Source organism: Bradyrhizobium yuanmingense, assembly GCF_900094575.1.
Classification (GTDB): Bacteria; Pseudomonadota; Alphaproteobacteria; order Rhizobiales; family Xanthobacteraceae; genus Bradyrhizobium; species Bradyrhizobium yuanmingense.
This window is the reverse complement of the sequence record NZ_FMAE01000023.1, coordinates 1-24,262: the sequence shown is the minus strand read 5'-3', so window position 1 is coordinate 24,262 and position 24,262 is coordinate 1. Positions and strand designations below refer to the sequence as shown.

General features: G+C 59.6%; 21 protein-coding genes and 2 pseudogenes. 10 read left to right on the top strand and 13 right to left on the bottom strand.

What is annotated here, in order from left to right:
• The coding region (locus tag GA0061099_RS35880) for an IS5/IS1182 family transposase (RefSeq protein WP_074448406.1) at nucleotides 1–264 on the bottom strand (264 nt) is incomplete at its 3' end.
• Nucleotides 265–387: 123 nt separating this feature from the next.
• Between GA0061099_RS35880 and GA0061099_RS35875 the strand changes: the two genes are divergently transcribed.
• The 4 genes and pseudogenes from GA0061099_RS35875 to GA0061099_RS35860 all read left to right on the top strand — a co-directional run bounded on the left by GA0061099_RS35875 (nucleotide 388) and on the right by GA0061099_RS35860 (nucleotide 2,835).
• Nucleotides 388–657 carry a hypothetical protein gene (locus tag GA0061099_RS35875; protein ID WP_036027940.1) on the top strand — a complete coding sequence of 90 codons (270 nt, stop codon included), beginning with the start codon at nucleotides 388–390 and terminating at the stop codon, nucleotides 655–657.
• 127 nt (nucleotides 658–784) lie between these two features.
• Nucleotides 785–1,043 (top strand): annotated as a pseudogene (locus GA0061099_RS42395) (hypothetical protein); the annotation flags it as partial.
• A 195-nt stretch (nucleotides 1,044–1,238) separates the two neighbouring features.
• Nucleotides 1,239–1,658, top strand: a complete 420-nt coding sequence (locus GA0061099_RS35865) for a CopG family transcriptional regulator (RefSeq protein ID WP_036027939.1) — start codon at nucleotides 1,239–1,241, stop codon at nucleotides 1,656–1,658.
• A gap of 4 nt (nucleotides 1,659–1,662) precedes the next feature.
• Nucleotides 1,663–2,835 carry an extracellular catalytic domain type 1 short-chain-length polyhydroxyalkanoate depolymerase gene (locus GA0061099_RS35860; RefSeq protein ID WP_036027938.1) on the top strand — a complete coding sequence of 391 codons (1,173 nt, stop codon included), beginning with the start codon at nucleotides 1,663–1,665 and terminating at the stop codon, nucleotides 2,833–2,835.
• Between the two features lie 194 nt (nucleotides 2,836–3,029).
• Here GA0061099_RS35860 and GA0061099_RS35855 read toward each other — a convergent pair whose 3' ends face one another.
• From GA0061099_RS35855 to GA0061099_RS35840, 4 genes are all read right to left on the bottom strand, one after another.
• Nucleotides 3,030–3,602: a TetR/AcrR family transcriptional regulator gene (locus GA0061099_RS35855; RefSeq protein WP_036027937.1), complete on the bottom strand. Its 573-nt coding sequence runs from the start codon at nucleotides 3,600–3,602 to the stop codon at nucleotides 3,030–3,032.
• A gap of 25 nt (nucleotides 3,603–3,627) precedes the next feature.
• Nucleotides 3,628–4,119 (bottom strand): DUF302 domain-containing protein, encoded by a 492-nt coding sequence (locus tag GA0061099_RS35850; RefSeq protein WP_036027936.1) that lies wholly within the window; start codon nucleotides 4,117–4,119, stop codon nucleotides 3,628–3,630.
• A 66-nt stretch (nucleotides 4,120–4,185) separates the two neighbouring features.
• On the bottom strand, nucleotides 4,186–5,640 hold the full coding sequence (locus GA0061099_RS35845) for an amidase family protein (RefSeq protein ID WP_036027935.1): 1,455 nt from the start codon (nucleotides 5,638–5,640) through the stop codon (nucleotides 4,186–4,188).
• A 324-nt stretch (nucleotides 5,641–5,964) separates the two neighbouring features.
• Entirely contained in the window at nucleotides 5,965–6,219 is a 255-nt protein-coding gene (locus GA0061099_RS35840; protein WP_050996033.1) for a DUF1127 domain-containing protein, read from the bottom strand.
• A gap of 160 nt (nucleotides 6,220–6,379) precedes the next feature.
• Between GA0061099_RS35840 and GA0061099_RS35835 the strand changes: the two genes are divergently transcribed.
• The gene (locus GA0061099_RS35835) at nucleotides 6,380–7,945 is read left to right on the top strand and encodes a winged helix-turn-helix domain-containing tetratricopeptide repeat protein (RefSeq protein ID WP_036027934.1); all 1,566 of its coding nucleotides are present in this window, start codon (nucleotides 6,380–6,382) and stop codon (nucleotides 7,943–7,945) included.
• A 42-nt stretch (nucleotides 7,946–7,987) separates the two neighbouring features.
• On the top strand, nucleotides 7,988–8,185 hold the full coding sequence (locus GA0061099_RS35830; RefSeq protein WP_036027933.1) for a hypothetical protein: 198 nt from the start codon (nucleotides 7,988–7,990) through the stop codon (nucleotides 8,183–8,185).
• Nucleotides 8,186–8,321: 136 nt separating this feature from the next.
• Here GA0061099_RS35830 and GA0061099_RS35825 read toward each other — a convergent pair whose 3' ends face one another.
• A complete protein-coding gene (locus GA0061099_RS35825; RefSeq protein ID WP_036027932.1) occupies nucleotides 8,322–9,134 on the bottom strand; it encodes a nickel-binding protein in 813 nt (270 codons plus the stop codon).
• Between the two features lie 354 nt (nucleotides 9,135–9,488).
• Here GA0061099_RS35825 and GA0061099_RS35820 point away from each other — a divergent pair, with 354 nt between their 5' ends.
• The 3 genes and pseudogenes from GA0061099_RS35820 to GA0061099_RS35805 all read left to right on the top strand — a co-directional run bounded on the left by GA0061099_RS35820 (nucleotide 9,489) and on the right by GA0061099_RS35805 (nucleotide 12,622).
• Nucleotides 9,489–11,141 carry a recombinase family protein gene (locus tag GA0061099_RS35820; RefSeq protein ID WP_083235158.1) on the top strand — a complete coding sequence of 551 codons (1,653 nt, stop codon included), beginning with the start codon at nucleotides 9,489–9,491 and terminating at the stop codon, nucleotides 11,139–11,141.
• A gap of 307 nt (nucleotides 11,142–11,448) precedes the next feature.
• Nucleotides 11,449–11,874 (top strand): annotated as a pseudogene (locus GA0061099_RS35810) (hypothetical protein).
• A gap of 31 nt (nucleotides 11,875–11,905) precedes the next feature.
• The gene (locus GA0061099_RS35805) at nucleotides 11,906–12,622 is read left to right on the top strand and encodes an SOS response-associated peptidase (protein ID WP_036022994.1); all 717 of its coding nucleotides are present in this window, start codon (nucleotides 11,906–11,908) and stop codon (nucleotides 12,620–12,622) included.
• 24 nt (nucleotides 12,623–12,646) lie between these two features.
• On the opposite strand, the gene GA0061099_RS43220 is transcribed toward GA0061099_RS35805, so the two are convergent.
• The 7 genes from GA0061099_RS43220 to GA0061099_RS35770 all read right to left on the bottom strand — a co-directional run bounded on the left by GA0061099_RS43220 (nucleotide 12,647) and on the right by GA0061099_RS35770 (nucleotide 23,882).
• Nucleotides 12,647–13,159, bottom strand: a complete 513-nt coding sequence (locus GA0061099_RS43220) for a DUF1353 domain-containing protein (RefSeq protein WP_050995880.1) — start codon at nucleotides 13,157–13,159, stop codon at nucleotides 12,647–12,649.
• Nucleotides 13,160–13,289: 130 nt separating this feature from the next.
• The gene (locus tag GA0061099_RS35795) at nucleotides 13,290–17,258 is read right to left on the bottom strand and encodes a caspase family protein (RefSeq protein WP_036022993.1); all 3,969 of its coding nucleotides are present in this window, start codon (nucleotides 17,256–17,258) and stop codon (nucleotides 13,290–13,292) included.
• 321 nt (nucleotides 17,259–17,579) lie between these two features.
• Nucleotides 17,580–18,536: a S1/P1 nuclease gene (locus GA0061099_RS35790; protein ID WP_036022992.1), complete on the bottom strand. Its 957-nt coding sequence runs from the start codon at nucleotides 18,534–18,536 to the stop codon at nucleotides 17,580–17,582.
• 142 nt (nucleotides 18,537–18,678) lie between these two features.
• A complete protein-coding gene (locus GA0061099_RS35785) occupies nucleotides 18,679–19,140 on the bottom strand; it encodes a DUF1192 family protein (protein ID WP_036022991.1) in 462 nt (153 codons plus the stop codon).
• A gap of 9 nt (nucleotides 19,141–19,149) precedes the next feature.
• Nucleotides 19,150–22,482, bottom strand: a complete 3,333-nt coding sequence (locus GA0061099_RS35780) for a hypothetical protein (protein WP_141697748.1) — start codon at nucleotides 22,480–22,482, stop codon at nucleotides 19,150–19,152.
• A gap of 63 nt (nucleotides 22,483–22,545) precedes the next feature.
• Nucleotides 22,546–23,355 (bottom strand): glycine-rich domain-containing protein, encoded by an 810-nt coding sequence (locus tag GA0061099_RS43045; RefSeq protein WP_338060704.1) that lies wholly within the window; start codon nucleotides 23,353–23,355, stop codon nucleotides 22,546–22,548.
• Nucleotides 23,352–23,882 carry a hypothetical protein gene (locus tag GA0061099_RS35770; RefSeq protein WP_074448402.1) on the bottom strand — a complete coding sequence of 177 codons (531 nt, stop codon included), beginning with the start codon at nucleotides 23,880–23,882 and terminating at the stop codon, nucleotides 23,352–23,354. Before GA0061099_RS35770 ends, GA0061099_RS43045 begins: the two co-directional genes overlap by 4 nt.
• Nucleotides 23,883–23,978: 96 nt before the next feature.
• On the opposite strand from GA0061099_RS35770, the gene GA0061099_RS35765 reads away from it, so the two are divergent.
• Nucleotides 23,979–24,262, top strand: a 284-nt coding sequence (locus tag GA0061099_RS35765) for a transposase (protein ID WP_060913159.1), incomplete at its 3' end; no start/stop codon positions are given.

Sequence of the window (24,262 nt, the reverse complement as noted above, 5' to 3'; positions counted from 1 at the left end):
GTCTTTGCCGCAGCGGGCGAGCGCTTCAAAGATCGCCCGCCAATGTCCGCGCTTGGCCCAGCGATTGAAACGATTGTAGATCGTCGTGTACGGACCATAGTCGGGCGGGCAATCGCGCCAGCGTGCGCCGCACTGAAGCATGTGAATGATACCGCTGATGACGCGTCGATCGTCATCGCGCACCGGTCCGGTCTGGTTCGTTGGCAGATGCGGCTCTATCAGAGCCCATTGCTTGTCGTTGAGCCAGAACAGTCCTTTGCGCATCGAAGTCCCCCGCGTGGAATCAACCCGCTGCCAGGGAATCAGAGTTCGCTAATTAGGTACAGACCCTAGTGTTGTCGGTATTGCTCCAACTCGCGCACCGAGCGGTGATTAGGCCCACCCGCGATGATCGTGACTGACGTACAGGACCAGGCGATAGCCGCGCGAATGGCGTTGATCGTAGGTGCGGATCGGTTTGATCAAGTCTTCCGAGCTGTCAGGTTCGACGAGGTGGATGGTGACATCCTGTACGTCTATGCTCAAGACGAAGATTCAGCGGCAGAGATGGAGGACGAGTTCGCCCTGCACATTTCGATCATTGCCTCGAAGATCCTCGATCGGCAGATCAATGTAGTGCTCGTGCTACCGCGGCAGCTCATGAAATCCGATCAATAGCTGTCCACAGACCTGTCCCGGAACCGGTGAACGAGGTCTGCCCTCTACATTTGCTATCCCTGCCCTGTGCCAACCGCTCGGGACGAGTAGCAGGGCGGAAGGAGTCGTTCCGGCAGGAGTGATCTCGATGCTGACGACGAAGGAGAGACGGCCGGCGATCCGAACGCTGCGCGGCTGGCGATCTCCCCGCTGCAGGAAGCCCGCGACGTCCGCGAATGCGAGGAGCACGGCTGGATGCAGGACCGCGCTGACCCACACGCGCGCGAGCGCGCCCTCGACATCGCACGTCGGGATCCGCCGCTGGGCATCTCCCCGCCGAGGCCGTAGCCGAGGTCCGGGATATCCTGCAAGCCATCGGCGACACCTGCCCGGAGTGCCCGACGGATTTCCGATTAGACGGCTTCGCCTGTCCCACCGTCCTCACCGGAGGCGCCCGCCCGGAGACGCGTGAGTTCGCTCACGCCAGAGCCGTCTGGATTCCGGATATCGCGCCTTATGCCGCGACGCGCACGCTCCCCCTTGACGCCGGAGGTGGACCATCCATATACCATCCAAATGGATGCCGCCGGGAAGGTGATGTGATGCCGAGCAACGTTCACGAAATCCGACCAAAGCCTTCCGACACGGAAAAAATCACGATCAATCTGGGTTTTGTCGATCTCGGTCAGGTCGATTTGATGGTGCAGGAAGGCTTCTACTCGAACCGCACGGATTTCATCCGGACCGCGATCCGCAATCAGCTCGAACGCCATGCCGACGTGGTCAAGCAGTCCACGGCGCGAAAGAGCCTGGACCTGGGCTTGCGAAACTACAGCCGCCAGGATCTCGAGGCGGCGCGGCAGGCGGGCGAGATGCTGCACATCAATGTTCTGGGTCTCGCCAGCATCGCGCAGGACGTCACGCCCGAGCTTGCCCGCGCGACGATTGCATCGGTCTCTGTGCTGGGGGCCCTGCATGCCAGTCCGGCGGTCAAGTCCGCTCTCGCCGACAGGACGAGGTAAGGTCATGTTGAACCAGGACATCATTCGCGAAGCCACACGCCTCACACGCTCGGGCCAACTCGTCGAGGCCACCGCGCTGCTTCAGCGCATGCTTCGGGGTGAGAAAGAGCGGGGCGCTACCGCACCGACGGTCGGCCACCCCGCCCTTGCTGCAGGAAGAGAGCCGCCGACCATCGAGGCCAAGGCGAACGGCGCCGAGACGAGGCGTCCGCGTCGGGCGGCCCCACCGGCAGTGAATATCGCCAAAAACCTCCACGGGCTGGGACTGGGAGGGTCGCTGGGGCGCGCCCCGCCGCCCACGACGGATATCGTGCCGGAGGGCGCCAGGTTTATCGAAGGCGTCTACGCAAATGCCGCGGGAAGCCGCGCCTACAGGCTCTTCATCCCGCGCGGCTATCGTGGGCAGGCCATTCCGCTGGTGGTCATGCTCCATGGCTGCACGCAGTCGCCGGAGGATTTCGCCGCCGGCACGCGGATGAACTTCATCGCCGAAGAACAGACCTGCTTCGTGGCCTATCCCGCGCAGCGGGCCGAAGCGAACCAGGCGAAATGCTGGAATTGGTTTCGGCCGGCCGACCAGCAGCGCGGCCAAGGCGAGCCCTCGCTCATCGCAGGCATTACCAGCCAGATCATGCGCGACTATTCGGTCGATCCGGAACGCGTCTACGTGGCCGGACTGTCCGCCGGGGCCGCAGCAGCGGCCGTCATGGGATCGGCGTACGGCGATCTGTACGCGGCGATCGGCATTCATTCCGGACTGGCCTGCGGAGCAGCCAGCGACCTACCCTCCGCGCTGATGGCCATGAAGCAAGGCGGCGGACTTGAGGCAGCGCCGAGCGACGGCCCGCCCGTGCCGACAATCGTCTTTCACGGCGATCGCGACACCACCGTACATTCTAAAAATGGCGATAGAATCGTCCGACAGTCGATCGGCGGATCCCGCACGAAGGCCAAGGTGCATCGCGGGCGGGTACCTGGAGGACATGCCTACACCCGCACGGTCCACACCGACGCCGGCGGGCGCGGAATCCTCGAACACTGGGAAATCCACGGAGCCGGACACGCATGGTCGGGAGGCAGCCCCGCCGGCTCCTACACCGATCCGGACGGACCGGATGCGACGAGGGAGATGCTGCGTTTCTTTCTCGAACATTCGCTGCGGCAGAGACGAAACTAGGCCGCGTACTCATAATTCCAGCACGAGTCTGTTTCACCTCTGAAAGCAGACTTCAAGGCGCCGAGGGCTCCGGACCGCGAAGGGCCAGAAGGAGACATTGCCGGCGGTCAGCTAGTGGGCGTCCGGAGTGTTGGCTCGTTCCGGCGGTGTGACAAATCTTCCCGCACCGCTGCATCGTTCCTAACTTAGCAAGATCAAACGCTCGCCAACTGCAGCGCGGCCTCAACGCCGCCTTCCAGGATCTGCTCTGCCTGGATGGTGTCGGGGACGGCCCGCGCGAACTGGAGGGTGCCCACCATGAGACCGAAGATGGCGGTCGCGCGACGGCGGCTCGCTGCAGAGTCGGCACCCGGGAGTAGTGCAGCCAGCGACGAAACGTAGCTTCGCAGCGCTTTCTCGTAGTCCTGCCGAGTGGACAGGGGCTGGCGGGCGACTTCCGGGAGCAACGCCGCCGAAGGGCACCCGTTCGCCGGATCTTCGAGGTGAGCGCGGTTGAGGTATCTCCGGATCGCCCCCTCAAGGGCTAGGCCCGTCCGCCGATCCTCATCGAGGCGATGTTGTTGGTCGCTGAGCGCGCTCGCCAGCGCCTCGCGAACGAGTGCGTCTTTAGACTCGAAGTGCGGAGAGAATGCGCCTTTGGTCAGACCGGCCTCGCCCATGATCCCGGCGATCCCGGCGGCGGAGATACCGTCTTGGCGTATGCACTTCGAGGCTACATCGATGATATGTCGTCGCGTCGCTGCCTTGTGTCCTTTCTCGAAACGCATCTTCTCTCCACTCCATCAATATCCGTTAAGCTGCGGCCGCTTCCAATAGGGCCTGGAGGTCGCGATCAAGTTGCTGGGCAACTGCATTCACATGTTCGCTGCCAAACTGACTGAACAGGGATGCCGGCCGATCATATTCAAACGCGACACCGCCATCTTCATCCTCGCGCAGAAGGACGCGAATGGGTGCATAGAGCCCCGCCGACAATCGATGGCGGGTCATCTTGGATGCGGTGAGCGGATTTCCGATATCAAACTGGATGGATCGGCGTGTCAGCCCAGCAACAGCTAGGAGCGCGCCGTGGTCACGCTGCCCGAAAATAGTGAGCGGCGGACATGCCTCCAACTCTCGAAGCGCGCGCTCACTTTCACCGTATCGCAAGAGAGTGAATATCCCGTCATCGATGCGTGGCGCCAAGGTCGCGAGCTTGGCTCGAACGTCCTCGAAGGGCTTTGTTGAGCGGATGGTAACGTGCTCGACCGGAATGGCACGCGTTGAGTGCAGTGCATTGGACATCTGGTGATCCTCTAATCTTTTGTCGCTGTCTGCAGGACCCCTTCGCCCCGCGAAGCAACCACGACACTAGGTTGAACCGGACTTGGCACCCAAGATGCCTTCGATACCGCGGGCAAGGTTTAGAAGCCGCTGATCACTTCTTAGGGGGCCATCCAGTTCGAGCCCAATCGGCAGCCCGGCGCGAGACAGGCCGACAGGAAGGCTGATACCGGGCAGTCCCACGCTGCTTGCCGACACGGTGTGGTTCGCCAGAGCGAGGTAGCTGACGTCCTGCCCCGCGATGTGGACGGTCGCCTGTTCCCCGATCGAAGGCGCCGTGCAGGGCGTGGTCGGTTGCAGAATGGCCAACGCCCCATGAGCGACGAACGCCGTGTCGAGGCGACGCTGAATTTCCTGCCGACTCACGTTGAGCGCCACCTGATAGGCCTCTGCGGAGGTAGCACCTGCACCACCTGGCAATACGATGTGCTCCCACGCCTGCCGAAGCTGAGGCTTAAGGCTTTCGTAAATGGCCTCAAACGTGGTCGGAAGCGCGTGGCGCCGAAGAAACTCCGAAATCGCGCCCATCGTCTCATGAGCGAAGATGCCCCATGTCGCCGTTTGGACGAGGGAATTGAAGTCGTGGCCAAGGTCCATTTCCACGACCTCGGCGCCGGCGTCCTGCAGTTGCCGCACCACCGCACGGAATCGGGACTCGACTTCGGGGTCAACCAGATCCAGGAACTGTCGCGGGGCGAAGGCAAGCCGGGCTCCCTTCAAGCCGTAGTCGCCCTCTGGGGACTCCGCAGCCTGTTCGCCAGTCACGACGTCGTCAACCAGAATGCAGTCCTCAACGCTTCGGGCAAATACGCCCGTCGTGTCGAGTGTATGGGAGATCGGAGCAACACCGTTGCGCGGCCAACGCCCCGTGGTTGGCTTGAAGCCCACGACTCCACAGAACGATGCGGGCACCCGGATGGACCCCACGGTGTCACCGCCCAAGGACGCGGGAACGAGTCCAGCAGCCACGGATGCGGCGGAGCCGCTTGAGGAGCCCCCTGACATGTGATCCCGCGCGTGCGGATTCTTCACCTGACCATAACGTGCGTTGTGACCGGTCAAGCCGTAAGACATCTCGACAAGATTGTTCTTGCCGAAGATCAACGCGCCCGCCTCCCTAATGGCCCGGACAGCGTCGGCATCTTCGCGCGGCACAAAATGAGCCAGACTTTCGATTCCCAGACTAGTGGGTAGCCCTTTCGTCAAATAACTGTCCTTCACCCCAAGCGGCATGCCAAGGAGCGGGGCCGCCGATCCGGCCGCACGCAACTTGTCTGCGGCCCTCGCGGCCTCCAGCACCTCCGCCTCGTCGATGGTGATGAAGGCGTTCAGTTCGGCAAGCGCTCGGGCGCGCTGCAAAAGGGCCGCGGTGTAGGCCTCGGAGGTGATGTCGCCCTTGCGAACCGCTGCTGCAGCGGCTGCGAGCCCAAGCGAGCTGACATCTGCGGTTTGTCGTGATGAGGCAGTGGTCGTGTCGTCCATGAAATCCTCGCCAGGAGCTGTTTGGCGGCACCCGGCCGCCGCCCAAGAGCGGTCCAGCTCAATGCCATTACGGTCATAATATAAAATTACGAGCGTAATTCAATGAAGATAGCGACTTGCTAGGGACACAAGCGCGTGAAGTGCCGATGGACGATTGCGGGCAATGATTGGTTCAGCGACTTCTGCATTGGGTCAAATTGCGAAGAACTCAGGTTGAGCAAATCTAGTCCGCTCTGCCGCGTAAGCGGACCTCCGTGCTACCCATCGCAACTTCGCAGATGGGCCACAAGCGGACCATTGCGACCGAACCAATGGGCCCCATCTTCAGCCACTCTCCAGGTAGTCTCTCCCGACAAATCGCGGGTCGACGGTCGGGTTCGAGCCAATATGCTCGATCATGCCGCGCGAAATCCCGATGTCCTTGAGGTAATGATCGTTGAGTGCATACAAAGCGGTCCTCAATTTTTGACGCCGCCGCTCCTCCTGAAAAGTACGCCAGTATTGTTTGAAGAAGGCGCAGATCGGATGGATGGAAAGATTCAGACGTGCCGTTCCGCCGGTAACGTGGTTCGTGCTCATGAAATTTGCCTCCGGGTAAGCGGTCACCGGAAGGAACGTGCCTGCGCCCGAACAGACCTGCTTTATCTGCGGCTTACATTTTGCTTACCGGCGGCTTAATGTTTTGCAGTCGGCCGTTGCAGCGCCTCCCAAACATCCCTGGGCATGGAGGAAGTGGCAGATGCGCTATCACTTTGAAGAACACACACTTGACACGGACCGGCGCGAGCTGCGTCGAGGCGCCGAGCTAATCGCTCTCGCACCACAAGTGTTCGACCTGCTTCACTACCTGATCCGCAACAGGGAACGGGTGGTCAGCAAAGACGACGTCATCAGCGCAGTCTGGAAGGGCCGCATTGTCTCGGATGCCGCATTGACGACCCGTCTCAATGCAGCCCGGACCGCCGTCTGCGACACCGGCGAAAGGCAGCAGGTAATCAGGACACTGCCGCGCCAGGGCTTCCGGTTCGTCGGCAGGGTCATGGAAGATCAGGGACGTTCAGTTGCAGCGGCGCATGACAACAAGGAGACCTCCCCCGCCCCGGCACCTCGTCTTTCCATTGTTGTGATGCCGTTCGCAAACATAAGCGGCGACGCCGAACAAGACTATTTCGCCGACGGCGTTACGGAGAGCCTGACCACGGACCTGTCGCGCATCAGCGGTTCGTTCGTCATTGGCCGACACACAGCGTTCACCTACAAGGGCAAGTCGATCGATCTCAGACAGGTCGGCCGCGAACTGAACGTTCGCTATATCCTGGAAGGTTCGATTCAGCGGGCCGGGAGCCGGCTCCGCGTAAGTGTACAGCTGATCAGCGCCGAAACGGGCAACCATCTTTGGGCAGAGCGATTCGACAAACCTGTCGCCGACCTCTTCGACATGCAGGACGAAATTGTGTCACGGCTGGCCAACGCGCTGAACGCCGAGCTGATTGCAGCTGAGGCGCGGCGAGCCGAGAGCTCCGCAAACCCGGACGCGATGGACCTGTATTTCCGGGGCAGAGCCATCTCCAACATGGGGCAGACCCCCGAGCAACTGACGCAAGCACAGGGCTTTTTCGAACGTGCCTTGGTGCTCGACCCGTCCTGCATGGAGGCACTGGTCGGCAGAGCAGAGGTCGATGTAACTTTTCCAGCGGCCTTCTTGACCGACGACGCGACCCCTCGCCTTGCGGCGGCAGAGAAGACGCTGGGCAAGGCCTTGTCGCTGGCGCCGCAGAATGCCATGGCGCACTTGCTTCTCGGCCTCGTCCAGATCACCACAAATCGTGCCGCTCAAGGTATTGCGGCATGCGAACGAGCGTTGGCCCTGGATCGCAATTTGGCCGAGGCCCACGCTTGGATCGGTCTGGCAAAAACCTACACCGGTCGAGCCATCGAAGCCGAGATGCACATCCTTGAGGCGCTCCGGCTGTCTCCTCGCGACATAAGAGCCTTCCGTTGGCTGATGGTCATTGGCGCAGCCAAGTTGAACCTTGATGCCCCCGCGGAAGCGGTGGTTTGGTTACGGCGCAGCATTGAGGCCAATCGCAACAATCCACTTGCGCAGGTTTGGCTCGCCGGCGCCTTGGTGCGGCTTGGCGAGTTGGATGAGGCAAAGGCCGCTGCGCGAGCGGCCCTTGCCTTTGATCCGACCTTCACCATCCGCCGCTTGCGCGCCACTGCACCGAGCAACAATCCGACCTTCCTTGCCGGACGCGACCGAATCTACGAGGGTCTGCGCTTGGCCGGGGTGCCGGAGGGTTGACGTCCGCTGGGTCAAAACGCGAAGAACTCGACTTGTCCGTCGATGCTGGACTATGTCCGCTTTCAGCTCACGGCAAGGCCGATGGCGAGTCTCTTGAACGACAAAGAGTCGCCTGAACGGGAGCGGCTAATCATGTCGATTTCCGATGATGCTGCCTCTCGGCTCGACTCTGGTATGCTGGCAGGTGGCAGGCTGACGTTTCCGCAGCAATCGTTCGTGGCGATTGCCTCGCTCCACTGAAGCCCGCTTTGGATCAAAGGCTCCCCTTGGCCGTCTCCGCGAGGGTTTGCGCTCAGCCCCCGAAGCGGCCCCCAAAAGATGTCGAGAGGGGAAGTCAGCCACTGGCCAAAAGCAGCGCCGGCCGTAGTCGCGACAGTTAGCGCCATTCGATCCCGTATGCATCAATGGGCTGCTGAAAGCCCTTGAGATGGTGGGCACCCAAGCTTGACACTTGCGCGCGATCCCGGATGCAATCCTGTACGGCCTTTGACACGAGAATGGCATCGGGTTCGGCCAACTGACACAAGCGAGCGGCAAGTTGAACGGTCGCACCGAAAAGGTCGTTGCTGTCAGCAATTGGTTCGCCGACATCGATGCCAATTCGCACCTGAAGCTTCTCCTTGCTCGCCAGATTGAAGGCTTCAAATGCGCGCTGGATGGCGCGGGCGCATTGAACGGAGGCAGAGGCGTCGGCAAAGGATGCCATGATACCATCGCCGGTGTGCTTCACCACATGCCCACCCTCATCCTTCAAGGCCCGGCGCACCAGCGCGTCATGAGCCCGAACCATCTCCACTGAACGGGCATCGCCAAGACGCTCCGTCATGCTGGTAGAGCCAACGATGTCCGTGAACATGATAGCTCGCAGCGCCGAATCGAATTTGACATCGTCTGCCGCGCCGCTAGGTGCCGGGTCGGACACCCTTCCCAGAAACGCCTGGACCGCCGAGAGGTCCACCTCGATGACATCTTTCGCTACGTCGCCATGAGCTTCGTCATGAACCCTCATTGCCGTTCGGATATCCGGTGCGTCAATGAGACAGAAGCCCGTACCGCGCGATTCATCAAACCAGTAAGTTAGAAAACGAACGCCGTATCGATCTTGCACTTCCAAATCTTTGCGGTGCGCCTCGGCGATATCGGCAGCGGTCAGCCCGGAGAGATCGTGTCGGTCCAGGAAAATTGGCATTGGCAGCACCCTATCCAATTCTTCGAAATATGGCCTGAAGTCTGCACCAAGCTCGGAGTTCCCGAAAGTGCCAATCCCTGCGTCGTGATGTCAGCTTTGGGTCAATCGCGACGATTTGGCCCGGTTTAAGTTAGGTCCGGTCTGCCCCTGATAACCGACCTATCCTCGACCGTGGCACGCGGCGGCGATGGGGCAGTAGGAGACATCCTTGTGACGAGTGCGGCCCGTGTCGCGGTCACGCTTCATTTGGCGAAGGATTGTAAACCTCCCTGGCTTGAGGTTGACTTGTTCAGAAGTGCAGGTCCTGTTCGGCCGGGCTCTGGTGCTGGGGGGGCGCAACGCCAGGAGGCGTCCATGGGTAACGAACTCGTCGTTCGGAAGTCCAGCCTTCCAGCTTCTCAAAGGATCCATCGAGCTGCCCAGTATGTTCGTATGTCGACCGAACGCCAACAGTACTCAATTCAGAACCAGGCTGCAGCGATCGCTGCATACGCGCATTCGAAGAAACTGACGATTGTTCGAACTTACAGAGACGAAGGCGAAAGTGGTCTTTTGATCAAAAATCGAGCCGGTCTCATTCAGCTCCTGGAGGACGTACAAGCGGGAGACACCGATTTCGCTCATATCTTGGTCTATGACGTGAGCCGTTGGGGCCGCTTTCAAGATGCGGACGAAAGTGCGCACTACGAGTTCATTTGCAAACGAGCTGGCATCAGAGTGGCCTATTGCGCGGAGCAATTCGACAACGACGGAAGTATGCTCGCCAGCATCGTCAAGAACATCAAAAGAGTCATGGCGGCCGAGTACAGCCGAGAACTTTCGGCCAAGGTCTATGCTGGCCAATGCCGATTTGCTCGACTGGGTTACAAACCTTGCGGCAAAGTTGGTTATGGTCTGGTGCGAGAGCTCGTTGACGAGAAGGACCAATCAAAAGGCATCCTGAAGAATGGGGACCGCAAGTATCTCACCACCGATCACATTCGGGTTCGCCCCGGCGATCCGCGCGAAGTCGCAATCGTGAGATGGATATTCATTCGCTTCTTAGAGGTGAAATGTGAAACCGTGGTGGCATGGGAGCTCAATAAGAATGCGGTGCCGACCAGAACAGGAAAACCTTGGACGCGTGTTATGGTCGGAGCCATTCTCAGGGACGAGACTTACATAGGCAATCTTGTTTTCAATCGGCGTTCGTGGAAGTTGCGTCAAATCCGCAAGTATAATCCTCCTGAGGAATGGATCCGCGCAGAGGGTTGCCTTGAGCCGATCGTCGATCGGGACATCTTCTTGCAAGCAAACAAATTCATCGGCGAACGGCGAGTTGATCTGTCCGAAGAGGAAATGATCTTTCGCTTGCGTCGAGCTCTGCTCGAAAATGGCCGCCTGAGTATAACCATCATCGATCGCACGCCTGGCCTGCCCTGTGTTGCAACATGTCAGACCCACTTTGGCAGCATTCGAAATCTTTACCGGCTGCTTGGTTACACCCCGAAACGAAACTACGAATTTCTGGAATCACGTCCGCTTTGGACCGACCAAAAGACGAGGCTCGCGTCTCGTATTAGAAGCGCCGCCAAGCGCGCTGGCTACCGCACGAGCACCGGCGGATGGACCGACTCGTTGCGGGTAAACGGTACCACATGCGTTTCAATTAGGGCGGCACGCTGGACTCCTCCGCAGGAGGAAACGCATGCTCCACATTGGACCGTTCAATGCGACTCTCATGTGCCCGCGGGGTGGATCGCCGCGATACGACTTACCGAACACAACAAAGGCGTTCTCGATTACGTGTTGCTGGCCACCGACGGTAGAGTGAAGAGAACCATAAGGTTCACGGATTCCGCTCGCAAGCGCCACGATATCGCTTGTTTTGCAACAGCTGATGCTCTGGTCAGAGCGATCATAAGGCGGCTAGCCAAGAGAGTGCCTTCCCGAGCCAAGCACACGCCGACGAGCAGAGAAGCGAGAAAACGGCAGCCAGAATCCACGAGCGGCCGCGCGCGGCACTGATCGACCGCAGATATAGGAACGCACCTAAGAGCGGGCCGTAGTTCCTCCTGAAGTCTCCGTTGAGCCTTGCGATCTTTGAAAGCTCAGAAGTTTTGACCTCGTCGGCCATTGCGCTGGTCCTCTCTTGGTTGGAGCCAGCGCCCTATAAACTCCTGTTTTGCCCGACGGAGCAAGTGAGATTCGGTATTTCGAAATTATTCCTCGCGCCCGCGCCGTTAGCCCTTGACCAACCTTTTGATCCGATCTCGCGGGACCGCTCTAGGACTAGCGGCTTGCCTCCCGCTCGGATCGCCGGAATCTATCTCGCATGAGCACCAAGTCGCGAGAGGTCATCTGGGGCGGCCGGATCATGGGCGCGAATATCCACGCTCAGGGAGCCCGCGAGCGTGCCGAGCAGGCCGTTCGTGAGGCGGACCGCGCGGAGGCCGAAGCCTGGTCCCTCCGCATGGAGGGCTATGGCGGCCCTGCCCAGCCCTCTCCGACCATTGGCCAATGCCTCAACGGCGGGCTTGCTTAGCTGGAGGTCGAGTGCGCCCGCTGCAAGACGCGCGCGAGCCTGCCGCTCGATGCCATCCGCCGGCCTAAAGACACGCCGCTCTGGAAGCTGGAAGCCTCGCTCAGGTGCCGCTCGTGCCGCACTCCTCGCTATGCGCCGCCTGCCCGCATGATCAAGCTGACCGAGACAAGCCAGATCACACCCTACAAGTGGGTGTATCCGCCTGAAGAGCGTTAGGTTTGGGCGAGAATCAGGCTAGTCGAGCACCATGTGCAATCTCTATTCGATGACCACCAACCAAGCCGCCATCCTTGCGCTTTTCAGGGTCGTGAATCAGTACGTCGGCAATCTGGCGCCGATGCCGGGCGTCTTTCCAGACTATAAGGCGCCGATCGTCCGGACTGGCGGCGCCGGCCGAGAGCTCGCGACCGCGCGGTGGGGGATGCCGTCGTCCCAGCAAGCTCTCCTGCAGGCCACCAAAAAACGCGCCGAGAAACTGCAGGCGAAAGGTAAAGCGGTCGACTTCAAGGAATTGCTCCGGATGGAGCCGGACTCCGGGACGACCAACATCCGGAACGTGAAGTCTAAGCACTGGACGCGCTGGCTGGGGCCGGAGCACCGCTGTGTGGTGCCGTTCAACTCGTTCAGCGAGTTCAACAAGGCGGAAGGCGGCGACATCTGGTTCGCGCTGGACGAGACCCGCCCGCTCGCCTGCTTCGCCGGCATCTGGGCCAACTGGACGTCGGTCCGGAAGGTCAAGGAAGGCGAGACCACCAACGATCTCTACGCGTTCCTGACGACCGAGGCCAATGCCGAGGTCGGCGCCATCCATCCGAAGGCGATGCCGGTGATCCTGATGACACCCGAGGAAGTCGAGACCTGGATGACCGCACCGGCCGAGGAGGCTCTGAAGCTGCAGCGGCCTCTCCCGGACGGGACGCTCCGGATCGTCGCTCGCGGAGCAAAGGAAGACCCCGCAACGTAGAATGTCCTAATCAGTGAGACTGCGCTATGGAGAAGGTAGCCTCTGCGCAAAGACCTGAGGATCCTTCTTCCATTGGATCCAACTTGTCCGCGCATTCGGCGGAAACTTGACGATCTCACGCTTCTCTCCCGACGCGCGCAGCCGAGCATTGTGGGCCCAAGCTGAGCGTCCAAACGTACGAACTGCTTCGTAAATCGCGACAACTTTCGAAGCCTCAACCTCGAAATCAATCATCGAGAGTCTTAGAATCTCGTCAGCCTGCTCCCTAGGCCTATCTTGGATCCAGTACAGGTAGTCGTGTAAAATCGCTGCGTACGCGTAAACCCCGTCTGGTCGGAGTAGTGAATAGAGAATTGGTGGTATGCTCGCCAAGTCGGTCACGAACCCGATTGGCGCCTCGACAGGAGTGAGCTGTGGCGCTTGGTCAGGATTGGGTTTCCACGTGATGGGCTTGAGCAGAAAGTATATCTCTTCGCGAAATCTTCCGAGATAAAGGGGTGCGTCGGATGCCTTGGTTGGCGTCAGGACTTGCGCCATCCAATCACCTTTCGTCACCCCGTTCTTTGCCAGCGTTCGGGTGGAATCGACAGCACTGCATGCAATAGCCGACGACGTGCTCAAAATGAACGTTCTTCGATCTAACCGTGTTGTCATCTCTGTTCCCTAACTAGAAAAGAACAAAATCGCCAAAAACATTCCTTTGCGCCAGCCAAGGCGTTTGCACGCCGCGCCATTGGCCAGTCGTCTCTTTCACCACCGTACTCTTTAGCGCGAAGTAGATTTCGCTCAGTTCCAGCGATCCATTGCGATTTTTGTCGGCGGCAATCCGACCAGGACCAAGTAGGTTCGTTAGAGCATAGGTAAACGCTCCCCCTCCGAACTTGGCGGCTTGGTTTGGCAAGTCCTCATAAGCAAACTGCCTCCCTTTCGCGGCAGCTAAGATAATCATCGGTCCTTCAACCTCCGTCAGCGCGTCCCGAACTTGATCATTTGCCGCCTCTTCCGATCCGGATTGCCCAGCGTGACAAGCATCAAGAATAACAATAACGCGCGCCTTTGACGCTCGAAGGATAGCGCCAACCCGCGACCATTCGAGACCCGTTTTAGTCGATGCCGTGGACAAAAAGTCCTTTGGCGTAAGCCGATAGTGTCCCTGTTCGTCCTTAAAGCCGTGGCCGGAGAAGAAAAAAAGAACAGTATCATCCTTAGATGCCGCGCTGCTAACCCGACTGAGCTCGCGTATAATTGCCTCACCGTCGGCATTGTCGTTCAGCAGATCAACTATTTTTACGTCCGCATACTCCACTTTCAAGTCTCTCTCGAATGCCCTCTTAAGCCTCTGAGCATCCCGGCTGGCGTAATTTAGGTTGAGATGAGGCTCTCTATACTTGTCGACGCCAACTACGAGACCCATCAAGCGCCCCGTCGGCTTGCCCAACTTTTCAAGACTCACCTCGAATGGCGTGCTCACCAATCCCATTTGGTCGACAGCGATGCCAATGATCCTGTGAACTCGAGGTGGCATATCGATCGTTGAGGTTTTGACGACCGTTGTACCTTGAACCTCAATTTCGGTGAGGGGTTTGCCATCGGCAAAGAAGCGGACGAATTGGAGGCTCGCGCTTGAGCGCGCCTCCCAGGAAATCTCTAAGGAGTTTTCGCCGATTGCTTTAGCTTGAAACTTGAGCTGCGGAGGGGCGTTAAGTATGGGCGCCCGCGGAGGTGCAGTTCCTGCTAGGGCGGCTCGCACGATGTCCGGCCGGGACAGCTGGCTTGCGAATTGAGCAACGGAGTGCAGTCCTGATTGGCCAGGCTGCCGCAGGTGCACAAACTGAGCAGCTTCGTACGAGCCCCAGTAATAGCCTTGATCGGTATAGAGAAGGATCTCATCATCAAGCCAGCGCCCACTCACAGCGAGTTTAGCCGATGGAATTTTTACCCAGGGTGATGATGATTCTCGTTGCTGGTTAATGCTATCGGAGTTCCAGACGCTCGCCGATTGTTTGTCGTATACGAAGAAATTGCCATCACTGTTTAGCTGCACGACAGATTTTCGGTCTTTTGAAAGATAGACCTCCTTCAACGCTGATGCCTCGCGAACATCTTGCAGGTACGCAACATCAGTGAGGCGAGTTAAGTCGACTATCGCAACTGATGCGCCGCCTGCAGAAGCGACTAACAGCCATCCAGGCGCGATGTACGGACGGACTCGAGTAAGAGCTTCGTTCGTTACATCGTCCAAAGACCGTGTGAGAGGATAGAATAGATCGACGACTACGGCAGGCTCCGGCCCCTTCCTAGCAAACAGATACACTTTCGTTGAAAGCGCCCCTTTCCAAAAGCAAAGCATCTGGGCTAACCAAAACGTCTTTCCACCGTCCGACCAAGTCCACAAGCCGTGCAAGTGCTCTTTGAAGCGCCAAGCAACCAGATCATCGTCCAGCTGGGTGCAAGGAAGGTTATCTTTCAGAGTATTGAGATAATTTCGGGCGATCGGAGCGCCACTGAACAGACGCTTCTCAAGTTCTGACGCGGTAGCCCCTCTATCAAAGACCGGCTCGTGATCCACGACGAATGCGCTGTTCTTTAGCCATTTGGTCGCTACCACAAGGGGTTTCGGCTGGCTTGATCGCTCGAGATCAAGTCCAAATGAGCTTACCTGATCGACAAATCCGGCCTTTGCCCGAGCTAGCTCTTGAGTTCCGACAAACATCGGCTTGGCGCGCCAATCACTGCTCGGTTGCGGCGCTTTGTATTGCGCAAATGCACGTGTCTCCGAATGCGTGACCAAAAACGCCTTCTGCTTGGGAAAACTCCGTTTGCCCGAGAGATAGGCCGCTATGTCGTCCAGTTTTGGAGAGTAATGACTTAACTTGAGCTGCTCGCCGGTCTCCCAAAATGAAGGTGGCCTAAGACTGTCCAGTCCGAAACCCGTTAGAATAGCAGCTTGATTTGCCGAGACGGGAATAGAGAATCCGCTAGCCAGCTCCCATACCGTAGTCCGCTTCGCACTATCAACTAAAACGGCCAGCCCTCGCTCGATGTCCAAGCGAAAGCTCAAACTCTCCCACGAGCTCGAATCTCTGACAATTACCGAAGCGGAGGGAACGACTAAGCCAACATCTCCATCGCTGCTGGCGTCTTCGTCTTCGCTTTCGTCATTACCTTTGGAAGTTTCTCCGCCGGAAGTCGGATCTATCAAACTCTGACGGATCTTCAACTCGCCTCGAGGATAGGTTCCTTCTATCAGGAAGCCGTCGTTCAAGGCCCATGCCAAGATGGGGCCAACTAGTTTGAAGCCAACTGGTCGCTCAGCTCGGAGGTCGTACAACGTCATCTTGCCTCCGGTATCCTCATCTACGTTACCGGCAAGCGCAGCCACAAACCGAGAGCCCGGAGAAAAGTTCGGGCTTTGACCGACTCCTTCAACAACCTTTGCTCCCGTGGTCAAGTCATAAACGCGGAAGCTTTCCGGAAAAACATCAAGCCGATACTTGCCATCATTGGAGCGAATTGACCGTTTCGGACTCTCAATCTCAAAGATGTTTTGTATGACCACTTCGGGATCGCCGCCATTGACAAAGACAGTTGGCAGCTCTTGACGCGACAAAACGAGTTCACCACACCCCGTCTTCGTGACGACTGCATACTCTCCGGCGAAAGGGCCCGCCTTCGTGGGTTTGATCTTAAACTGCCCCTGCGGCTCTGAACCGATGGCGTGAAGAGGCACAAACGCGCGAACCCTCTCACTCTTGAAAGAGATCGCCGCCGGCCCGCGGGTACTGGGAGGTAGTGCAATGAATTCTTGTCCTTCGAATCTGGACTCGTCGGGAAGTGAAAAGACAATGAAGGTCGGACGGCTTATTGGAAATCTCTCTGCCCTGCGCCAGGATACGGCAACAGCTTGTCCAACTTGAAGTACATTAGGAACAGAAAAGGTCACACTGACCTTATCTGCCAACTTTTGCAGGATCTCCTTCTCTTCCAAACAGAGCTTGTTCGCGAGGCTTTGCTCCACTGGATCAGGAACAATAGGAATTGAGTCATGAACTGGTGGGGTGAGTTCTTGCGCAAAACACTCAACGATGGACCGCCGACTCGTCGCCCCGCCCGTGATCACCCAGCTTATCCCGACCGAGGTCCCACTCCACACTCGAACCGAAAACTTGACTTTGTTATTGCCCCACGGTGTTTGGACTTGGTCCGAGTGAAACGTTGTAAACTGCACGCTGGCCCGCTGCATATCTTTGAACGTGTTCGTCGCGAAAGTATAACCAACTGCAGCTCCTGATCTTGTCTGCACTATATCTTCGTCGGCGTCCTCAATAGATGCGTTCTCCGACAAGCCCACAATGACCCCAACACCATCGGTTTTAGCAACAATTTGTGGCGGCAGCTCAATCTCAACTTGAAACAATCCAAACTGAACGAGTGATTCTGGCTTTCGAATTGAGACCTTTATCTCGCGAGCGATCTTGGTGTCCGCATCTTTAGCTTGATCTGAAATCTCTTTCGTGCAGCCAGCTTGAGGCGTGCCCTGCTTTACCATTGAGGTTTGGGCGGAGGCGCGATTAATGGCGACTAGGCTCGCCTGCGCGACAACGAAAACCAGAATAACAAGATAGGACAACTTCATTTTGGATCTCAAAAATTTCGAAAAAACGTATTGCCAACATGTTGGGTTGTGACGGAAGATAGTACACGCGCTGGCACAAATCTAGAATTGCTTGGCGATGAGTTGAATCAATCCGGCCTGCGGCCTAACGGAAGGGAACACGATTCAAAGCACTCAAGGTACCAGTAGAGACAAAGAATAGGGTGGGACGGCTCAAGTCTTAGCTGCTGCAGCCAACAATGGCGCCGGGCGTGAAGCTACGATTGACGGTCTCTCTGACCGACAACGGCGTGCCGGCCAACGTCGAAAAGGTTGCTTCGAGCACTCGCGGACCCCGGCCCCTTACCTCAATGCGTTGTTGATCAGGTTAGCGAGCCGCGCTGCCGCCAAGGCCGCTTGGCTATGGGCGATGTTCCGGGCGTTCGTTTCATAGTCGCGCGTCAGGAGAACCGGATTCCTTCCGAGGCTTACCGGCGCCGCGTAGGCGTATTGCTTGGCGAGCTCAACGCTCTCATCGATCCATTTTTGCGGGTCCGCGATCTTAGCGGCGACCTCGTTGACGGAGAGACTTGCAAGCCCGTCCCTCGCATCCGCGTCAAATACGGCTCCGGCTGGCGAAACGTAACCTCCGAAGATACTGTCCCAATACGCATGAAGCGCAACGATCTCTCCGGTTGCCGGTATCACCTGTTCGGCATTGCCGCCGGCGTCGCCATCCGGAATCTGTCGCGTGTACCGGCCACTGCCATGGAGCGGCTGATGCGCATCGCCAACGAGATGCAAAATCCAGACGAGATCATACGAGCGAACATCATCCGACGCGCCCGAACTTGCCGGAAGGGCTGCAATCATCAGTTTCAGCTGGGTAACGAGATCGATTGGATCCGGAGGCGGAAGCGGCGTTCCGTCCGGCGTCCAATTCATGTCCTTGTAATGCCAATAAGCGTGCTGGTTCTTGTCCGAATAGCCGATGTTCTGGCCGGCTGTCGGACTATCAACCTTGTCACGCGTATAGTTGTATTCCTTAGTCTTAATATCGTCCGCCCAGGTCGCCGCATGAATGAATGCGTGGAGCTTGGCCGTCCTGGCGTCTGTGATGCCGGCTGTCCATTTTTGATAGTCTGGATTTAGCCGCAGCAAGGCGTCGATCTTGTCTTTAACTGACGCGTCGAGCTTCTTGTAGGCCACGTAGGCAATCTGCATGTGACCAGCATCCCACCAAGCAGAGGCAGACCCCGTGAGGCTCCCCAAAACCAAGGCGGCGGAGGCAAGAATGCCAAGGAAGGAGCGCGGGGTCATAGTTTTCTCTCCGAACAGGCTCGCCCCGAAAGTCTAGGGCCCGCCCCGGCCCAAATTATATGAAGCGCTTCACAATTCTAGATAGCAGGCCAAGATGACAGAGAGATATTTGCTCATCTTTCCGGAGACCGCGTTTAAGACGTTATCCCAAATACGACACGTCCTTCGCACGAGACGCCAGCTCAGCCTCAATCTTGTCGATCTCGGCTTGATTGCTCGCGATGAACGCGGCGAGCTCGTCGCGTGACATTTCCGAGAGCGACTTTTGCTGAGAGCTCATCTCCTTGCGAGTGGGTGCAATGTGCCCTGCCCGATCCAACACCTTGATAGAGAGGTCTGCTCGGACGCGCGCGCTGACGCTTGCATCTTGTAGCAGCGACTTCGCCACCCGATAGGCCAACGGCGCCCCAACAACTGCCAAGTCCAGTTGGATTGACTCTGAGATCGCCGCCGCAACGGCCGGCAGCCGCATCGTTTTGTATACCGATTTTGGGTGATAGCCGGCGAGCTCGGCGGCCTCCTCGGGACGCCTCCCTTCGTTCACGATGAGGCGCACCAGTGTCCGTTGCTGTTCCGTGAGGTCGTAGGCGGCGATTGAAGGCATCCAAATCTCTCAGTTCTCGCGCGAGGCGTTCGCTGCCGCGATGAGACGGCGCAAGTCAATATTGTATTGCGGCACGTTCGGGTTCTTCACCGGCCGCTCGAGAAGGTACGCCGCCACGTTCGGATCGAACCAAGCCATATGAATGATTTCATCAGCATTCTGCTTGTTCGAAGGCAGCATCTCGAGGAGCAGCTTGAACCGCTTGATGAGTCCTCCACCGGCCAGATCACCCTTAAAGTGTCGAACGGCCAGCTGCGCCCAACCGGGAATGTTGATTTTCTCGGCCGTGTCCGAGCCCACCGTCGCCCGTTTCTCCGCTTCTTTGAAGTATGACAGGATCTTGTGCGCCTGCCTGAGGTTGTTCATCTCCTCCGAGCTGAAGACTTTGGCGAGAACCTGCTCGTTGTCCTTGAATTCCTTAGCCAACCGCGCGAATTGTACCTCGAGCGTCTCGCCAACTTGCCGTGTGCCCTGGACCTTGTCTGCCAGAACTTCGGACATCGCGGCCTTCCAACCGCGCTGGGCTTGCGCGTCGTTGCGGACCAGGGCGCCGATCTCATCCAGCTTCTTCAGCCCGCCGTACTTGTCGCTGAGGACACTTGCGGCGGCCTCTCGCGGATCCTCGCGAAGCAGCGTGCCAATCACCGATCGGTCCACTTCTGCCTCGGTAGCATTCCTGGCCGTACGGGCGGCCTCGAGATCGGCGCGCGCTTGCGAGTGCATCTGCTCGCCTCGACGCGCCTGTGCGACGATATCGTCGAACTCGCGTCTGATCGCTGGGAACTCGGCCAAGATGTCCGCATGATTATCTGCCCACGCTGATGCTCGAATTGGGTTGATCGTGCCGTCCGCATTCAGCGCGGACATAGCCAAGCTTGAACGGTAGTGGTCCCGGAGCGCTGTTTCGCCGGCGGTCATGGCAGGCGAGCCTCGGAGTGCGCGCGACACTGTGGTCGCGCTCTCAGGCGTTGCCAGAAGCTTGCTCGCCGTCTCGCTCGGCGGCGTGGCGCCGCGGTTGAGCTCTCCGTCAGCATTCTGGCCACCACGATCGATCGCCCTGGTGAACTTGGCCATCGGATCGTTCGGCTCGGGGCGGAAGCGCTCGGCGAAGCGTCGATAGTTCGCATTCGCGTCGGCGTAGCCCGGGGCACCCTCGATCGTGCGATTGATCGCGCTCCGGAGGCGGCCGAGATTGTCAGCAAGGTCGAAATTGCCACGCGCTTGCGCCTGCTGCTGCGCCGGACCGATGAACTTGCGGAGGTCGGCCAGATCAGCTCCCGGTGCGGTCCCAGGACCGCCCACGTTGATCACCTGGCCGCTCTCCGGTGGGTGTTCGATCATCTGCGGCCGCAGAGCGTTCAGCCTGCGCATAAAGTCTTCGGGCAGAGTTCCTGGCGCCAAATTGTTCGCGCCAGCACGGATGCGATCGATCGCACCGAACACGTCATCAGCAAGGAGCTGCTCGTTACGGCCGGGCGCGGTATCGAACCGGCGGTTTTTCTCGGCACGGGCCGGAATATAGGTCTCCTCAACCAATGCCCGATCGAGCCTGCGGGAGGCATTGGCTTTGGCTCCGTTGTTCGCGACGGCGCTGAAGGGCTGCCCTTGGTCGCGTCGGATCTGATCGAGCGAGCTGACGGCGTCCTCTCGTTGCAGGACGTCGGTTTCTGCGGCGTTCATGCGCTCGGTCCGCGCTTCGGCCGCGCGGCGCATTACCGAACCGAGATCCGCCTCTGGATCGCGCATCGCTTCCACCCGTTCGGCGGCGGCCGCCTTGACGTTCTGGTCGCGCTTGACGAACTCAGGCGATGACTTGAGACGCGCGGCTTGCTCCGCGGCAATCAGGCCGGGATCCTTCGAAAGCAGTCCGGACGTCGGCATTGCTGATGCCTGAAGTGGCGTGCCCCCTTCCTCCGGCTTCGCAAGTGCGGCCGCGTTTTCTCGAATGTCTTGCGCCAGGGCTCTCGGGGAGCCGGTAGCCGCCGATTGGATCTTTGCCGCGGCACGCTCGACATCGGAGTTGCTGTACGGCCCCTTCGTCGCCGCGTTAAGCGGGATCGGAGCCGGAGCGGATGTGAATGTCTTGGTGGCGAGGTTGCGGATTACACTTCCGAGGGTCTCAACGCCGGCCTGCAACGTGTTCGCGCCCGAAGCCCCGGCCACTGGTGCGAGGACATTCGTGACATCTTTGAGTCCATGCCCAACGTAATGCCCCAACACGATCGCGTCGTCGGGAACGTAGTTGTCGGCTGCGTTGACCGCGACGCCAGCGCCCACACCGCCAATTGTATCGCCAACCAGCGTGCGAGCTGGAGCTTCAGTGTATGGCCGGGCCATATGATCCAGTACGCGCCTCGGGAGCGTCTCGGATCGCGTTACCGAGGCTGCCACCTGCGGCGCGCGCCGCGCCAGCATGGCGCCGGTGCCGACGGCTTGGGTGCCGAACCGGTTGGCGTCGTAGGCCAGCTTCTCGCTGCGCGACATGGTGGCGGGATCGATGACCGGAATCCCGGTGGCGTCGACGGCCTGCTCGACCAGTTTGGAGGCCGGCGTGGCCATGGGGATGTTCGTGCCGAGCAGCTTGTTGATGCCGGTGGTGGCGAGATTCTGCGCGCCGGCCACGAGGTCAAACGGGCCGGTGATGATGTCGGTGAGCCCCTTGCCGACGCCTTGGGCGCCGACCTGGAAGTCGCGCACGGCGCCGCCGACACTGCTCGGAAGGACCGATGCGGGGCGTTCGATCGGCTTGGGCTTCTGCGGCGGGGTGACGACGAGGCGTCCGTCCCGGATGACGACGGGCTCCGCTACAGGCTGATCGAATTGGTCAAACGGATTCGCCGCCGGCCGAGGCGTTGTACTTGCATCGAACTGGTCGAACGGATTGGGCCGGACACCGGGCGACGCCTGGTTTGGCGTGGCTCGCAACGGCTTCGCGGGATCGAAGGGCGGCTTGTCCACGACTTGATATGGCTGCGAAGGATCAAACGGTGGCTTCGGGTCGGGAAAAGCGGCCCACGGGTCGTGATCGACAGGCACCAGCGTGGGCTGCCGGCTCGCTCCCTGCCCCCGGATGAGATCGTCAAACATCCCGTGCTTGGCCGCTGGTGCAGCCCCTTCGAGTGGTGCGATGACTGCTGGATCTGTGACGGGACGATCGAGCTTGTAGCCGGGCGGCAATGGCGGGATCGTAGCCGGCGGATCGAGTTTGTAGCCAGGCGGCAGCGGAGGCATCGGCGGCTGCGGCGCACGAGGGCGAGAGCTTAACGCGCGCTGAATATCCGCTTGAGTAAAGTCGTCGGGGAATTCATGGCGTTGGCCTTCGAATTCAATGAGCTGCGGCATCCTAGTTGAGCCTTGTTGATTTAGTGATGGAAGAGCTCGGCCTGCCACTCAAAATGATGTTCATCAGAACACCAGAGACCCATTCGCGGTGAACGTGTGGATGGTATTGCCGCCGGACGTCGTGACGGTCCCGCCTGTCGCGCGCTGGGCTCCGGGATACCGGATGATGACCACGCCCTTGCCGCCATTGCCGCCGTTGAAAGTGCCAGACGTGCCGCTCCCGCGGCTCGCGCCACCTCCACCTCCGCCGAGGCCATCCGTTCCCGCGCCGCCGTTGCCACCAGTGCTGGACGCCATGCCGCCGCCACCGCTCCCGGCCGCGCCTGGGGTCGAGGACTCACAGCCGCCTGCGCCACCACCGCCGTAAGTTACCGCAGAACCACTGATCGAGTTGGAAACGCCACTACCGCCGTTGCCGGAAGCAGCTCCGCTCGCGCCAGCGCCACCTGCCCCACCGCCGCCTCCCGCGCGGCGGGGAGCGATGCTCCCATTCCCGCCAGCGTTGCCTTGTCCCGCCGTACCGATGCCGCCGGTCGTGCCCGCGCCTTCGCCACCACCACCGCCGCCGGAACCGCCAGAAGCTCCGTTCGCGCCCGTCGCGCCGCCGCCGCCGCCTCCTACCGCGGTGTGCCCGTTGAAGGTAGAATCGCCACCGTTGGCCCCAGAGGCCGTTGTCGTAGCCCCCAATCCGCCGGATCCTACGACAATCGAATAGCTTCGACCTTGGACAAGCGTATCGGTGCCGGTCAGCACGCCGCCACCGCCGCCGCCGCCACAATCCGTTTGACCGCCACCGCCGCCGCCGCCGCCGACGAGCAGATACGTGACCGATAGCGTTGGACGCGCCGCGATGATTTGCAGCAATGCCGTCATGTCAGCCCCGCGCCGGCGATCATCCATTTCGTGGCGGCGATTTTCACCGCGGTGGCCATGCCATTGGCGGCCAGAGTGCGGCTCCCGGTCAATCCGGAGCCCGCTTGCACCAGCGTGTCGGAGGTAATCGCGATCGTGACGGTGTTGATCTCGTTGATGAATGTGATCGCCGACCCAATCGGGTAAGCAACGTTCGCGTTGCTGTCGATCGTGAAGGTCCGCGCGTTGTTGTCCGAAGCGGGATGCAGAATCTGCGTCTGCGCATCGGCCAGAAGCGTCGTGTAGGCCGCTGTTTTGATGCTTTGCGGGATGCCGCTGTAAGATTGGGCCTGGGACGCTGACGCAGCCGAGCTCGTAGCCGATGTCGCGGCCGCCGTTGCGCTGTTCGCCGCATTCGTAGCGGATGTCGCTGCCGCTGTAGCGCTGCCCGATGCGTTCGTCGCCGAAGTCGCTGCGGCCGTCGCGCTGGTCGACGCGTCCGTAGCCGAAGTCGCTGCCGCCGTCGCGCTGGCGGCTGCGGCCGTCACACTCTCGCTCGTTTCTGCGATGATTTCATCAGATAACGTACAGAGTCTTTCGCACTTTCAGGATTGACGGCTTCTTCTAGAATGAAGGAGCTTTGAATGAACGATGGGAATGCCATGGGTCAGGTGATCCAAATTGATGAGGCCCGGATTCGAGATCACCTGGGCGAGATGGTCCGCGGGACAGTGGAAGAGACACTGAACGCGATGCTGGAGGCCGAAGCGGACCAGCTGTGCGGTGCTGGGCGGTATGAGCGCAGCCCGGCGCGGCAGGACACGCGGGCAGGCAGCTACGAGCGAACGCTGCAGACCAAGGCGGGCGACGTCAATCTGAAGGTTCCGAAGCTACGGCGGCAAACCTTCGAGACGGCGATTATCGAGCG